The 14,751-nt window shown below is 59.4% G+C and carries 12 protein-coding genes; 7 read left to right on the top strand and 5 right to left on the bottom strand.

The window, feature by feature from the left end:
• Positions 1-39: 39 nt before the first annotated feature.
• The 6 genes from secD to HMPREF2734_RS08390 all read left to right on the top strand — a co-directional run bounded on the left by secD (position 40) and on the right by HMPREF2734_RS08390 (position 8,760).
• The gene (gene secD, locus HMPREF2734_RS08415; protein ID WP_070570428.1) at positions 40-1,983 is read left to right on the top strand and encodes a protein translocase subunit SecD; all 1,944 of its coding nucleotides are present in this window, start codon (positions 40-42) and stop codon (positions 1,981-1,983) included.
• On the top strand, positions 1,983-3,146 hold the full coding sequence (gene secF / locus HMPREF2734_RS08410; RefSeq protein ID WP_371325716.1) for a protein translocase subunit SecF: 1,164 nt from the start codon (positions 1,983-1,985) through the stop codon (positions 3,144-3,146). The genes secD and secF overlap by 1 nt, the downstream gene beginning before the upstream one ends.
• Positions 3,147-3,179: 33 nt before the next feature.
• Complete coding sequence (locus HMPREF2734_RS08405; RefSeq protein ID WP_246816806.1) at positions 3,180-4,775, top strand: ABC transporter substrate-binding protein; 1,596 nt, start codon at positions 3,180-3,182, stop codon at positions 4,773-4,775.
• A 60-nt stretch (positions 4,776-4,835) separates the two neighbouring features.
• Positions 4,836-5,414, top strand: coding sequence for an adenine phosphoribosyltransferase (locus HMPREF2734_RS08400; RefSeq protein WP_070423077.1), 579 nt, complete (start codon positions 4,836-4,838; stop codon positions 5,412-5,414).
• 50 nt (positions 5,415-5,464) lie between these two features.
• Entirely contained in the window at positions 5,465-7,741 is a 2,277-nt protein-coding gene (locus HMPREF2734_RS08395) for a RelA/SpoT family protein (RefSeq protein ID WP_070570426.1), read from the top strand.
• Positions 7,742-7,869: 128 nt separating this feature from the next.
• Positions 7,870-8,760, top strand: a complete 891-nt coding sequence (locus HMPREF2734_RS08390; protein ID WP_168163611.1) for a serine hydrolase domain-containing protein — start codon at positions 7,870-7,872, stop codon at positions 8,758-8,760.
• 60 nt (positions 8,761-8,820) lie between these two features.
• Here HMPREF2734_RS08390 and HMPREF2734_RS08385 read toward each other — a convergent pair whose 3' ends face one another.
• Both HMPREF2734_RS08385 and HMPREF2734_RS08380 read right to left on the bottom strand, forming a co-directional pair.
• A complete protein-coding gene (locus HMPREF2734_RS08385; RefSeq protein ID WP_070570422.1) occupies positions 8,821-9,084 on the bottom strand; it encodes a hypothetical protein in 264 nt (87 codons plus the stop codon).
• A gap of 90 nt (positions 9,085-9,174) precedes the next feature.
• A complete protein-coding gene (locus HMPREF2734_RS08380; RefSeq protein WP_070570420.1) occupies positions 9,175-10,125 on the bottom strand; it encodes a peptidylprolyl isomerase in 951 nt (316 codons plus the stop codon).
• Between the two features lie 169 nt (positions 10,126-10,294).
• Between HMPREF2734_RS08380 and hisS the strand changes: the two genes are divergently transcribed.
• Positions 10,295-11,581, top strand: a complete 1,287-nt coding sequence (gene hisS, locus HMPREF2734_RS08375) for a histidine--tRNA ligase (protein ID WP_070570418.1) — start codon at positions 10,295-10,297, stop codon at positions 11,579-11,581.
• Here hisS and HMPREF2734_RS08370 read toward each other — a convergent pair.
• The 3 genes from HMPREF2734_RS08370 to HMPREF2734_RS08360 are packed head-to-tail and all read right to left on the bottom strand — an operon-like array spanning position 11,568 to position 14,675.
• Positions 11,568-12,962, bottom strand: coding sequence for an L-serine ammonia-lyase (locus tag HMPREF2734_RS08370; RefSeq protein ID WP_070484848.1), 1,395 nt, complete (start codon positions 12,960-12,962; stop codon positions 11,568-11,570). The genes hisS and HMPREF2734_RS08370 overlap by 14 nt on opposite strands.
• 53 nt (positions 12,963-13,015) lie before the next feature.
• Entirely contained in the window at positions 13,016-13,738 is a 723-nt protein-coding gene (locus tag HMPREF2734_RS08365; RefSeq protein ID WP_070570416.1) for a CBS domain-containing protein, read from the bottom strand.
• Between the two features lie 16 nt (positions 13,739-13,754).
• Positions 13,755-14,675, bottom strand: a complete 921-nt coding sequence (locus HMPREF2734_RS08360) for a KPN_02809 family neutral zinc metallopeptidase (RefSeq protein ID WP_070451349.1) — start codon at positions 14,673-14,675, stop codon at positions 13,755-13,757.
• Between the last annotated feature and the right edge of the window lie 76 nt (positions 14,676-14,751).

Below are 14,751 nucleotides of genomic sequence, written 5' to 3'. Positions count from 1 at the left end.
GGCGGAAAACCCGAGCCTGAACAAAGAGGAGTCTGCTCAGTGTCTACACGCACTCGGCGATCCGGCGAGGCGAAGTCGAAGCGGCAGTGGCCCGCGAAGGCGCTTGCCCTATTCGCTCTCATCGTCATCGGCGTCTACGCCCTTGTATTTTTTACCGGCACGAAGAGTGCTACCCCGAAGCTAGGTATTGACTTGCAGGGCGGTACTCGTGTGACACTGGTGCCGCAGGGTGAAGAGCCTACGTCAGAACAGCTCCAGGATGCTCGTCGGATTCTGGAGAACCGTGTCAACGGCATGGGCGTCTCGGGCGCATCGGTCGTCGTCGATGGCAACACCATCGTGATCGAAGCAGCTGGTGACGATACCTCGGAGATCCGTAACATCGGACAGACCTCCCAGCTGTTCTTCCGACCTGTGCTTGACCCTCCGGCTGCAAACCCAGCTGAAGCAGATAAAGCCATCTTGGATATGGCGAACGAGTGGGTAAAGTACGGGATCTTCACGCCCGAAGAGGGCCAGTCACTGCTGAAACAGTTCGCGGCTCGCAAGGAGCAGGCTGAGAAACAAGCCGAGGAGCAGGCCAAAGCTGCTGAGTCAGGCGATGCAAACAACCCAGAGGTTGGCAAGGACGTCGCGCCAAGCGAGGAAGAAGCGCCAGCAGAGCCGAAGAACGTCCCACAGATTTCCGCTGAACCACTGCCGGAACCGAACGGTCCGGTTGAGGCCGCTGAGCGCCGCCAGGAAACAACCGAAATGCTGCGGAAGACCCGCCAGTCGACTGACCCGACTCAGCAGTACGCTGCGTTGACGTTGATGTCCGCACGCTGCTTCGGCCAGGCAACCGACCCGCTCGCTGGCTCGGATAAGCAAGATCTTCCGCTAGTCGCTTGTGACCCGTCGACCGGTCAGGCGATGTTGCTTGACGAGGTCCCGCTGCTCAGCGGTGTAACAGATCCGGAAGGGCCCCGCCTGACCGGCGAGCAGATTGATACCAGCCGCGCGATTACCGGCGGATACAACCCGCAGTCGGGACAGATGGAGATCAGCTTCGCCTTCAGCCAGGCTGGTGATGTCAACGGTTCCGCTACCTGGGCGAAACTCACCAGTGAGATGCTGCAGAAGCAGATTGCAATCACACTTGACTCCCAGGTGATCTCCGCGCCAGTTATCCAGGGCGCAACCCCAGTCGGCTCCGCAACCTCGATCACGGGTCAGTTCACTCAAGAGGAAGCTGAGGGGCTCGCAAACAACCTGCGCTACGGAGCACTGCCGCTGTCGTTCGCCGGTGAAAACGGTGAGCCAGGCGGAACTGCGATGACGGTTCCCCCTTCACTCGGTCAGGCCTCCTTGAAGGCTGGCCTGTATGCGGGGCTGGTGGGTCTTGCCATGGTGGCGATCTTCGTTTTCGCCTACTACCGCCTCTTCGGCTTCATCTCGTTGGTCACCCTGGCAGCAGCAGGTTTGCTTGTCTACGGCATGCTCGTGTTGCTCGGTCGCTGGATTGGATACTCGCTCGACCTGTCGGGCATCGCTGGTCTGGTCATCGGTATCGGTACGACCGCAGACTCGTTCATCGTGATTTATGAGCGCATCAAGGACCAGGTACGCCACGGCAAGACATTCCGTTCGGCGACCGCGTCCGGTTGGGAACGGGCCAAGGAGACGGTCATCACAGGCAACATGGTGACTCTGATTGGTGCGGTCATCATCTACTTCCTGGCAGTTGGCGATGTCAAGGGCTTCGCCTTCACCATGGGTCTGACAACCATCTTCGACCTGTTGGTCACCTTCCTGGTCACTGCGCCGCTCCTGGTGCTCGCATCTCGCAGCAATTTCTGGTCGAAGCCGTCTGTCAACGGTATGGGTGCCGCATTCCGCACCGCAGAAGAACGCCGCGCTGCAGGTGATCTTGAGGAGGGCGACGGCGTCGTCGTCAAGCAACAAGCTTCCGTGGAAGCATCCGCCGCGAATGAGGAGGCCTAATCATGTCGAGCACTGTAGCTACGACCGAAACCCCCACGACGAAGCGCGGCTTTGCACGTCGCGACCGTGAATCGCTGTATGACGGCTCCGGCGGCCTCGACTTCGTTGGGCACCGCAAGACCTGGTACAGCATCACCCTCGGACTTATTGTGGTCGCGATCCTGGCGATGTTCATTCGTGGCTTCAACATGGGTATCGACTTCGAGGGCGGCACCAAACTGACGATGCCTGCCGGCGATTTGGTCGCGACCGAGGTCGAGGAAACCTTCGTCGAGGCCACTGGTGTGACACCTGAGCTCACACAGATCGTTGGCGCTGGAGACGCCCGCACGCTGGAGATCAACTCTGCCCACCTCTCGCAGGAGCAGATCGATGCCGCGCGTCAGGCTATTTTCGATACCTACCACCCACAGGATCACAACGGTGAGCCGAGCGCTGACGCTATCGGTGACTCCACCGTGTCGGAGTCGTGGGGTTCCACGATTACGAACCGCATGCTCCTGGCTATGGTCGTGTTCCTTTTGGCAGCGTCCGTGTATGTCGCGGTGCGTTTGCAGCGCGCGATGGCGCTGGCTGCCATGGGGGCGCTGTTGGTTGATGCCATCCTCATCATGGGTATCTACGCATTGTTCGCCCTTGAGATCACCCCAGCGATGATCATCGGTTTCCTGACTGTGTTGACGTTCTCGCTTTACGACACGGTGATTGTGTTTGACAAGGTCAAGGAGAACACGTCGGGAGTGCTTGATTCTCGACGATCCACCTACGCGGAAGAGGCCAACCTCGCGGTCAACCAGACCGTAATGCGTTCGATTTCCACCTCGGTTATTTCTGCGCTGCCGATCATCGCACTGATGATTGTCGCGGTATGGATGCTGGGTGTGGGTACTTTGAAGGACCTTGCGCTCATCCAGCTCATTGGCGTCATTCAAGGCGTAATCTCCTCGTTGTTCTTGGCCACCCCGATGTTGGTCAGCCTGGTAAACCGCCGTCAGGAGCACAAGGACCACAATGCTGCGGTTGAGGCATTCCGAAGCCGTGGCCAGGTCGAAGAAGTTGAAGAGGAACCGGTCGAAGAGAAGAAGCGCCACGTGGCTACTCCGATTCGACCTGTGGAAGACACCGGTGCATCTTCGACAAGCACCTGGCGTCCGAACGCGTAAGAAAGCGGCTGAAACCTAGTGGTGCGTGGACTCATGAGACCGAAAATGGTGATTGGCAGCAAGGTTGCGGCTGTGTTGGCCGCAACGGCGCTGGTGCTTTCCGGGTGCGCATCTTCAGACAACGACGATGATGAGTCCACGAAACTTTTCGGTTACCAGGTAACAAGCAATCTGCGCACTACAAACGCTGGGTCTCTCGAAGGATCGACAGACTTAGCGCAATCGTTGTCCGGTCGCCTGTACCCCGGGGTGTATGTTCCTGGTCCAAGTGGACAGTTGATCCCCAACACTGACCTTGTAAAAACCCAGGTGCTTCCGGGGGATCAGCGCAAGGTGATTTACACCTTGTCGGAAGCGGCAGTGTTTTCGGACGGCACTCCCGTCACCTGCGCTGACTATCTTTTGACGTTTGCTGCCGGACAATACCCGGCGACGTTCGGTTCGAATATGCCTTTGTTCGGCGACACGGATTCGCTGTCGTGCACACCTGGATCCAAAGAGTTCACTGTGACCTTCAAGGAAGGCCGTGGTGCACGCTGGCGTGGTCTTTTTGAACCAGGCACGGTCCTTCCCGCACATGCTGTTGCTGCAAAGACCAATCGATCTGTCGAGGACCTCGTCGCTGATCTACTCTCGGATGATCTGGAGCGACTCAAACCAATCGCGCAGGTGTGGCGCCACGGGTTTGACCTCAAAGAGTTCGATCCTGAACTCCAAGTCTCGTTTGGCCCGTTCAAGGTTGCGGAGGTAGGAGAGAAGGGCCAGGTTCGGCTCGTCGCTAATGAGCATTACTACGGGGACGCTCCGCAGACAGCAGCAATGGTGGTGTGGCCTGGTTCCGTAGATTCTGCGGAGCTGGCAGCATCCAAGGCGATGAAGATCGGCGACCTGCGGCAGTTGCAACCACAGTGGTACGACGAGGACGCAGAAGGCAATCGACTGGATGTGAAAACGACCATCGGTGAGCTCACCGAGATGTTGACCCTGCCGGAGGTTGGTTTTTGGGCGGATCCGGAGAACCGGAAGGCACTTGCACGTTGCATCGATCCTCGCGCTGTTGCCGCCGCTTCAAGTGAGAAGGCGGGGGTTGAAGTGCCAGTTGCACCGTTGCATGTCATTCAGCACACCGACCCGTTGGCTCAGCGTATGGCAGATATCGCTGCTCCGCTTTTGGACGTGAATATCCAGGAAGCTTCCGCACTTCGGGGTTCCACGTTGCGTATCGGTTACGTGTATCCGGACGAGCGTTGGGCCGCGATGGTGGAATCGATGCGCCGCACCTGCGAGCCAGCAGGAATTACGATCACCGACGTCACAGGCGAGGGGAAGACGCTCGCTGACCTGCCTCACGTGGAGTACGACGAGTGGCGCAACGAATCCGTGCATGACGGCGAAGCCGACGCTATCTTGCGAGTCGTTGACCCGATGAGCGAGTACCCAGCGGCCAACAATCGCGCCCAGGATCTGGGGGCGTTGCGTGCCCAGGAGGGGCATCTGTGGAAGACGCTGCCATCGATTCCGCTGGCCGCACAACCCCGAACCTTTGTCGTCGATAATGCAGTGCGCAACGTGGTGCCGTATACAGGACTTTCCGGCATTGGCTGGAACATGGACCGATGGTTCAACTGACCAAACTTAATTCCCGACCCTAAAAACCCGATAAACCTGACCAGGAGACGATCCGAAATCATGTCGCCCACCCCGTCGATCAGCCCGCATGGCGGTCAGCCTTACGCTTCCGCTCTTGAGGCACTGCAGGACAAGATTCGCCGCGTTCCGGATTTTCCGGAGCCGGGAGTGCTGTTCGAGGACCTGACTCCGGTGCTTGCCGACCCAGCCGCGCTCAACGTGGTCATTGCAGAGATGGCCGAGGCGAGCAAGGAGCTCGGCGCCGATCTCGTCGGCGGTCTTGATGCCCGAGGGTTTTTGCTCGGCTCCGCTGTGGCGTACGAGATGGGCACCGGCATTCTTGCGATTCGCAAGAAGGGCAAGTTGCCGCCACCGGTGATTACCCAGGAGTACACCACGGAGTACAGCTCCGCTGCGCTGGAGATCCCCGCTAATGGGGTGGATATCTCTGGCAAGAGCATTGTGCTTGTCGACGACGTCCTGGCTACCGGCGGGACGTTGATCGCGGCGCGCGACTTGATTGAGCGCGCCGGCGGGCGAGTTGCCGGCTACGTCGTCGTCTTGGAAGTCCCGGGACTTGGAGGGCGCGAGCGACTCGACGGCGCTCCGCTTGTGGTTTTGGGGAAAGAAGAAAACTAGCCGGGTAGTATCACAGACTTAGTACCTGCTGACAGTGGAGGAGTCCTGACATGACAGATAAACCAGTCAAACGGTCGGGCCCGACCGTGCGCAGTGTCTCCGCCAGGTTGGCCCGCTCTCTTACGGGAGGTGGGCGTCCGCGAACGAACCCAGTGCTCGATCCGCTGTTGTCGATTCACCACAAGTATCACCCGAAGGCTGACGTAGAGCAACTTGGATTTGCATACGAAACGGCAGAGCGGTTGCACGAGGGTGTGTTCCGCAAGTCAGGTGATCCCTACATCACCCACCCGCTCGCCGTCGCAACGATTTGTGCCGAGATTGGTATGGATACCACCACGCTGGTGGCGGCTCTGCTCCATGACACGGTAGAGGACACCGACTACTCACTTGATGAGCTCACCCGTGATTTTGGCCCTGAAGTGGCCAAACTTGTCAATGGCGTGACCAAACTGGACAAGGTCGCGCTCGGCGCCGCCGCAGAAGCGGAAACGATCCGCAAAATGATCGTTGCTATGTCCGAGGATCCTCGCGTACTGGTGATTAAGGTCGCGGACCGATTGCACAACATGCGCACAATGCGTTTCTTGCCGCCGGAGAAGCAGGCGAAGAAGGCGCAGGAGACGCTCGACGTCATCGCACCGTTGGCGCACCGCTTGGGTATGGCGACGGTGAAGTGGGAGCTAGAAGATCTCGCGTTCGCTATTTTGCAGCCGAAGAAGTACGAGGAAATTGTGCGTCTTGTGGCGGATCACGCTCCGTCACGCGACCGTGCCCTGCGCGAGATCACTACCGATCTGCAGCGCGAGCTGAGCACGAATGGCATCCAGGCTGAGGTCATGGGCCGTCCGAAGCACTACTGGTCGATCTATCAGAAGATGGCTGTGCGCGGTCACGACTTCGCGGAGATCTTCGATCTGGTCGGTATCCGTGTTCTGGTGGATACGGTGTATGACTGCTACGCCGCTGTTGGTGTGGTCCACTCGCTGTATTCGCCGATGCCGGGCAGGTTCAAGGACTACATTTCCAACCCGCGTTTCGGTGTCTACCAGTCGCTGCATACGACGGTGATGACGACGACCGGTCGCCCCCTTGAAGTGCAGGTGCGTACACACGAGATGCACTACAACGCCGAATACGGTGTGGCTGCCCACTGGCGTTACAAAGAGACGAAGGGCTCCCACAAGGGCGATCAGGCCGAGGTCGACCAGATGGCGTGGATGCGTCAATTGCTTGACTGGCAGAAGGAAGCCGCGGACCCGAATGAGTTTTTGGACTCGTTGCGTTACGACCTGACAAGCCAGCAGATTTTCGCGTTCACTCCGAAGGGCGATGTAGTGGATTTGCCGGCAGGCTCTACTCCGGTCGATTTCGCCTACGCCGTGCACACTGAAGTTGGCCACCGCTGCATTGGTGCGAAGGTTAACGGCAAGTTGGTCACCCTAGAAACCGAGCTGAAGTCCGGCGACAGGGTAGAGATTTTCACTTCAAAGGATCAAAACGCTGGGCCAACGCGCGATTGGCAGGACTTTGTTGTCTCCCCGCGCGCGAAGGCGAAGATTCGACAGTGGTTTGCCAAGGAACGTCGCGAGGAGCAGCTCGACGCGGGTCGCGATGCCCTGGCTGCTGAGGTGCAGCGTGGCGGGCTGCCGTTGCACAGGCTGTTTACCAACGAGTCGATGCGCCAGGTAGCAACGCGTTTGCACTACCAGGACGTTGATGCGCTGTATACGGCTATCGGCGCGGGAACAGTGTCTGCAGCGCACGTCGCGCACTTGCTCATGGACATGTTCGGCGGCGACGATGACGCCGTAGACGCCCTCACAGCGCGTACCCCTGTTTCTGCACTTGTTCGCCCGCAAACAACCGGCGACGGCCCTGCGATCCTGGTTGAGGGCAGCCCGGATGTGATGGCGAAGTTGGCGAAATGCTGCCAACCCGTCCCCGGCGATGCCATCTTCGGGTTTGTCACCCGTGGTGGGGGAGTTTCCGTGCACCGGACTGACTGCACGAACGCGACCAAACTTAACGACGAGCCAGAGCGTCTCGTCGACGTGTCATGGTCCGCCCCCGGTGGCACCAAGAGTGCGTCACGCGCGACGATTCAGCTGGAAGCACTCGACCGCAATGGTCTGCTTACCGAGACCACCGGGGTGCTCTCCGAGGCGAAACTCCCAATCCTCGCGATGTCGTCTCAAGCAGGGGAGGACCGAGTGGCGACGATCCGACTGACCATTGAGGTGTCAGACATCAAACAACTCGGCTCGATCATGAACCAGATTCGCAACATTGAAGGTGTGTTCGACGTCTACAGAGTGACTGCGTAACCTAAGCTCGTTCGAGACCTGTTCAACGTTGCGTTGATAGGAAGGTTGCGATGCGGTTCAAACGGGTCACCCTTGCACAAAAGTTGACAGGGGATGCGTCTCTTGTGCGACTGCTTTCCTCATTGGCAATGCGAGCGAGTGCGGATACGTATCCGCTTCGTAATGTTGCAGCTTGCGTTGTTGAAGACGGAAAGGCCAACTTTGCTGGGCTCGGGGCGGATGAGCACACCGAGTTCGAGATTGCCTCAATAACCAAGACGTTCAATGCCGAGCTGCTCGAGCAAGCCATTACCAAGGGGTTGGTTGACACCGATACAACGGTCGGAGATGTGCTTGGGCAGCGTGTGCGAGGTAACGCATTAGCAGATGTGACGCTGGCTGAATTGGCGAACCACACCTCGGGCTTGCCACGAACCGGCAAGCAACGACTGCGAAACATTGCACGAGCACTACTCGGCTTGAATCCTGACGTAGGAGTCACATCCGAGGATGTCATCGAGCAGGCACTGTCAGCGACACTGCGAGAGCGTGGCGTGGAGGAATATTCTAACCTCGGCCACGACTTGCTCGGGTTTCTACTGGCCAGGGTTTCCACCACGACCTACCCGACGTTGATCAAAGAGTGGGTGCTCGACCCGTTGGGGATGACGGAGACTTACGTCGCTTTGCCTGGAACAGTCGGACCGGATAGACCCAGGGGAGTCTCCGCACTCGGTCTACCTGTTCAAGCTTGGGAGATGGACGGCACAGCTCCATCCGGCGGCCTGCGTTCGACCACCTCGGACATGGCGAAGTACGCCATGCATATCCTTGAGCGTCGCAGTACGCGATTTACGTGGGCGAACACTAAGGGCACGGAACTGTACTGGCATAACGGTGCAACGCGGGGATTCTCCTCGATGCTGCTGCTGGACTTAAGCACTCAGCGTGCATCGTTTGTCACGACGGATTCGTATGCAGACATTGAATGGATTGCGTTTGAACTCATAGGCCTGCATGACCCAGCGCGAGAGAAATGACCACGAAACAGAAAAGCGTCTCCGGCGAGAAACCGGAGACGCTTTTCGCAGTGACGCGTTTTAGCGCATGAACTTCATGGCAACCGTAGCCACCTGGCTCAGGATGCCGATGATCGCGGTGACAACTGCGAGCCAATCCTGGATCTCGGACGGGCTCATGTCGCGGATGGACGAGCCCTCTTCGTTGGACGAAGATCCATTGTCGTTAGTGGTGTTGGTGGTGTCATCGCCGACGACGGTCGGCGCAGCCTCAGCCACACCTGCACCGGTGAAAGCGACTGCGGTGACGGTAGCGGCTGCAACAAGGCTGGTGCGAGTCTTCATGAGGGTCCTCACTGAAAAGGTTTGAAACGGAATCTCTGCAGGATGCTATCGCCTGCGAGGGTTGCGTGCAATAGCGATATGTATGTGGTGCTACTTCACGCTTGCTGCGGTGATACGCACTTCCTCGGCCGGTGCGCCGTCAGTCCCGCCGCCTTCAACGCCCTTTTCGGCGATCTTGTCCAGGGTGGCAAGGCCCTCGTCGTCAATCGTGCCGAAGTAGGTGTACAGCGGCGGCAGGACCGAGTCGCCGTAGTTTAGGAAGAACTGGGAGCCGTTGGTGTCCGCGCCGGCGTTAGCCATGGCGATCGTGCCACGGTCATAGCGCTTAGGCTCGTTTTGCAGCATCATCTGCAGGGTTTGGTTTTTGGTTGCCTCATCCATATCGGCTGGTAGGTCGAGACCTTCGGTGTCGATGCCGTCGAGTGCCTCGTCAGTGGGAAGCTCGTTGGCGAACTGGAAGCCAGGGCCACCCGCACCTGTGCCATCCGGGTCGCCACACTGCAGCACCTTCAGCCCGTCGGCAGTGGTCAGACGGTGGCAGACCGTGTCGTTGAAGTATCCCTCGGAGGTCAGGTACTCGATGGCGTTGACCGTGCATGGGGAAGCTGCGCGATCGAGCGTCATGCCGATCGGACCCTGGTTGGTCTCGAGCTCGACGGTGACGGTGCCTTCGGTGGACACGTTCTCGGTCGGCGGGGTGCCAGCGCGCAGCTCGGCGCCGTCCTCGTCTTCATAGGTGCACGAGACGGTAGCCGGCAAGGCCTTCTCGCGCTTCGTAGCAATCGGCGCGAAGGTGGAAGCGTCGAATTCTTCCTGTTCTGCGTTGTCAGCATCCGTAGTTGCGGAGGTGTCATCGGCTGCAAGGTTGTCCTCGTCGCCCTGGTTGGCTGCGACGTAGATTCCGCCACCAATCAGCGCGATGGCAACGGCGGAAAGCGCTGCGACAGACCACGGGCGGGACTTTTCCTTGCGGTCGCGGGAATCGAGTTCCCGTTCCAGATTGGACAGGGCCTCTTTGCCACGCTGTTCGTTGCTAGCCACTGGCGATGCACCTCTTCGAGTATCGGGGAAAGCGCGTGCGTGATGTCGTCGAAAAGCACGCGCGCATTGAACGGTGCAAAAGCCTAGCAGGGCTAATCGCAACAGCGGTGGAAAGACCACAGCGACAAGTGCGCCCGCACAGGGGAGAGGTTGGTTAGACTAAGGCCTCGTGAGTGAGAATCAAGCCGAGCAGTTCCAAAAACTTTCCGCACCGAAAGGCGTGCCCGATTATGTGCCGCCCGCCTCGAGTGCGTTCATCCATGTCCGCGACGAGTTCGCGCGCCAGGCACGGATCGCTGGCTACCTACACATTGAGCTGCCGGTGTTCGAAGACACCACCTTGTTTGCCCGCGGCGTCGGTGAATCTACTGACGTAGTGAGCAAGGAGATGTACACCTTCGAGGACCGCGGTGGCCGTTCGGTAACGCTGCGTCCCGAGGGCACCGCCGGCGTCATGCGCTCCTTCATCGAGCACAACATGGACCGCGGTTACCTGCCCGTGAAGCTCAACTACTACGGACCGTTCTTCCGCTATGAGCGCCCGCAGGCCGGACGCTACCGTCAGCTGCAGCAGGTGGGCGTGGAAGCCATTGGTGTCGACGATCCGCTGCTCGACGCCGAGGTGATCGCCTTGGCAGACCGCAGCTACCGTGCGATCGGCCTGAGCGGTTTCCGTCTGGAGATCACCAGCCTCGGCGACAAGAATTGCCGCCCGGCCTACCGCGAGAAGCTGCAGAAGTTCCTGTTTGATCTCCCACTCGACGAGGAAACTCGCCACCGTGCTGAGATCAACCCACTTCGAGTGCTCGACGACAAGCGTGAGGCGGTCCGAGAGATGACCGCCGATGCGCCGTTGATGCTGGATCACCTTTGCGACGAATGCCGTGCCCACTTCGAGGCCGTCACCGCAGCGCTGGATGACTTCGGCGTGCCGTACGTCATTAACCCACGCATGGTTCGTGGTTTGGACTACTACACCAAGACCACCTTCGAGTTCGTCCACGATGGCCTCGGCGCACAGTCCGGCATCGGTGGCGGTGGACGATACGACGGCCTGATGGCCCAGATTGGCGGCCCGGACCTCTCCGGCATCGGCTACGGTCTCGGCGTTGATCGCGCGGTACTCGCCCTCGAAGCTGAACGCGTCGAGCTTGAAGCAGCAGCCCACCGTGTCGATGTGTTCGGTATCGCGATTGGCGACGAAGCACGAGTGAAGATGAGCAAGCTTGTCGACGAACTCCGCGCGGCCGGTATCAGCGCCGACATGGCATACGGCCACCGCGGGCTCAAGGGCTCAATGAAGGGTGCTGACCGCGCGGGCGCACGCTTCGCGCTGGTGCTCGGCGAGCGTGAGCTGGAGGCAGGCGAGGTTGCAGTCAAGAACCTCGCCGAGCACTCACAGGAGGCCGTTGCGCTTTCCGCTGAAGCGGTCGCGCAGGCAATCAGCACTCAGTAATGTTCACGGGCAGGCCGAGCTGGACTGCGAGGCCACCCATGGACGTTTCCTTGTACTGAGTCATCATGTCGCGGCCGGTGGCTGCCATGGTCTCCACCACGTCGTCGAGGGTGACGATGTTGGTGCCATCTCCAAGCTTTGCCAACCGTGCCGCGTTGATGGCCTTTACGCCACCAATTGCGTTGCGCTCGATGCACGGAACCTGGACCAGACCGCCCACAGGATCGCAGGTCAGGCCAAGGTTGTGCTCGAGCGCGATCTCAGCTGCGTTTTCAACCTGCTCAGGGGTGCCGCCCAGGATTGCGCACATGCCAGCAGCGGCCATCGAAGAAGCCGAACCGACCTCGCCCTGACAGCCGACTTCTGCGCCTGAAATCGAGGCGTTGGTCTTGATGATCGACCCGATCGCACCAGCCGTAAGCAGAAATTCGCGGGCGCGCTCAGCAGTGAAGTCGTCGGTGAAGTCGCGGCAGTAATGCATAACTGCAGGGATAATGCCGGCTGCGCCGTTCGTTGGCGCGGTAACCACCTGGCCGTGAGCAGCGTTTTCTTCGTTCACGGCAAGCGCGTACAGGTTCACCCATTCCATAGCGTCAAGCCCACGGGCAGTGGATGCTTCGTACTCTGCAGTCAGTAGACGGTGAAGACGGTTCGCGCGACGCCTTACGTTCAAGCCGCCGGGAAGGATTCCCTCTGTCTTCAGGCCATGCGCAACGCATTCCTGCATGACGTCCCACACCGCATCCAAATGGGAGTTGAGTCGCTGCGCCCCGTGGATCGACTCCTCGTTCGCACGCATGATCTCTGCGATTGTCATCCCATGTGTTCGGCACTGCTCCATGAGTTCTGCGCCATTGTTAAACGGGTAGGGGACCGTCGCAATTTCACGAGCGGATGCAACACCGGATTCTTGTCGGTGCGCTTCCATCTCCCAGCGATCCAGAATGAAGCCGCCGCCGACAGAGTAATAGTCCTCGCGTTCGGCGATCATGGTGCCGTCTGTGTCCCACGCATCGAAGATGAGACAGTTCGGGTGCTCGGCCACCGGTGCCGGGTCGAAGCGAAGCTCGTACTCCACGCGCCCTGTCGGGCCTTCGATCACGCCTGTGGAAGGGATCGGCTCGCCAGGTTTTGGAGCAATGTCTGCAGAAGTGGTGGTGGGGGTGTACCCAACCAGCCCGAGCAACGCAGCACGGTCGGTGCCGTGGCCGACTCCCGTGGCGGCGAGGGAACCACGCAACTCTACGACAACCTTCGCCGGTACCTTCCCGAGTTTCTCCACAAACGTCATTGCGGCCCGCATCGGGCCAACGGTGTGAGATGAGGATGGACCGATGCCGATACTGAACAGGTCGACAACACTGACAAAGTTTGCTGACATGCGGCGAATCCTACCGCAGAAACCGGTTGTGGCTCGTCGATAAGCGGGATGCGCTACTGCGCTTGAGATAGTGCAGGGATGTCGGTTGCCCCCAAAACCGAGATCGGCCGCTGGTTTGCCTTGCCGTGCTCGGTAATGATGGCCAGGCGAGGCACCGCGCCGGTTTCCAATGGAGTACTCAACGCATCAACAGCACGTGCGGCGGTTACGGTCCGTGGAAGAAACACCGGGTGGTCGAGTTTGCCACTGTGGGTGAGCACATCGCGAACGGTGGTAGCGGGAATGCGGTCATCATCTGTCAGTTCCGCCGCCACCCAGCGCGCGATTGCATTCGTGGTGAGCAGCCCGACGCACTTGCCTTCGTCGTAGATCGGGAATTGCGTTAGTCCCTGTGTCGCGATTGTCTTCAATGGCTCATGAATGTCCGTCTCCGGCGTAAACGTCACCACCTTCTGGTGTGGGACCACCTCAAGGGCCAAAGGTGGGGAGAGTATCGCGTCGCGCAAATGCTCGATTGTTTGAACCGTCTCGGGGAGCGGCTCTGCAATCGGGCGGAGATTGTCGTACTCCCCATGGCTAATCGCGTTGCGCAGATCCGCAAACTCACGCAAGGTCTCGGCCTGGTCGCGAGCAAGAATCCCTTTCTTTGCGGCGAGGCCCACCATCCACATAAACGAATCGGATCGTTTGGCATCCAATTCGCTGCGCAAATGAGACTCGATCGAATTGAACGCGGCAAGAAACGGGATAGCGCGGTTTGGTGCAGGATCAGTCATCAGCAGAAGGTGCCTTTTAGTTGTAGACGCCGCGGTTGAGCGTGTCACAGGCGGCCATCTGTCCAGAGTTGTATCCGGAATTAAACGCTTCCATACGCTGCTCAGAGGAGCCGTGAGTCCACGCATCCGGGTCGACGTCACCGCCGGAGCGTCGTTGGATGTTGTCGTCGCCAATCGAACGGGCGGTTTGCAGTGCCTGCTCGAGCTGTTCGTCGGTAATCGGTTCCAAAACGCCCTGTTCGGCAGCATGTTTTGCCCAGATACCGGCGTAGCAGTCTGCCTGCAGCTCAATTGCGACAGCCGCAGAATCCTGGCCCGGGTTCTTGTAGTCGCTCAGCCCCAACGTTCCTTCCAGATGCTGGATGTGGTGGCCGTACTCGTGGGCAGTTACGTACTCCTGAGTAAGCGGACCGTTCGCGCCGCCGAGTTGGCCCAGCTGCTCAAAGAAGCTCACGTCAAGGTAAGCGGTGGTATCGCGAGGGCAGTAGAACGGGCCGGTATCGGAGGTAGCGTAGCCGCAGCCAGTGGTGACATCGTTGCGGAAAAGCACCATATCTGCCGGCTCAAACTCGACATTCGCCTGCGCGGGGAGTACTTCGCTCCAAATCTGTTGGGCAGACCCGAAGGTTGCCGCCGCGCGGCAATCGTCGTAGGTGTTCGAGGATCCTTGTTCGTTGCAATGCTCGAGTGAGTAGTCACCCTGCGACTCAGACTGGGATTGAGAATTGCTCCCGCCGCCAAGGAGTCCATCTAACGCACCGCTGAAGTACAGCACCGCGAGCAATATCAAGATGACAGTCCCTCCGCCACCGCCGCGAAGCAGCATCGGAAGAATTGCCATTGCGCCGGGGCTGACCCCGCCGCCTCCGCGACCGGAGCCGGAGCTTGTCCTGACGTTGCCGCCCTGACCCTGCGCGTAATCACCACGAAATGTCATGGCTGAATTGTGCCAAAGATCCCTACCGAGTGTCGCGGTTGGGCCAAAACATCGTGTCTCGAGCGACTGGGGTGGT

The sequence above is a fragment of the Corynebacterium sp. HMSC055D05 genome (genome assembly GCF_001810365.1).
GTDB classification, from domain to species: Bacteria; Actinomycetota; Actinomycetes; order Mycobacteriales; family Mycobacteriaceae; genus Corynebacterium; species Corynebacterium coyleae.
This window is presented reverse-complemented; position numbering and strand designations above follow the sequence as displayed.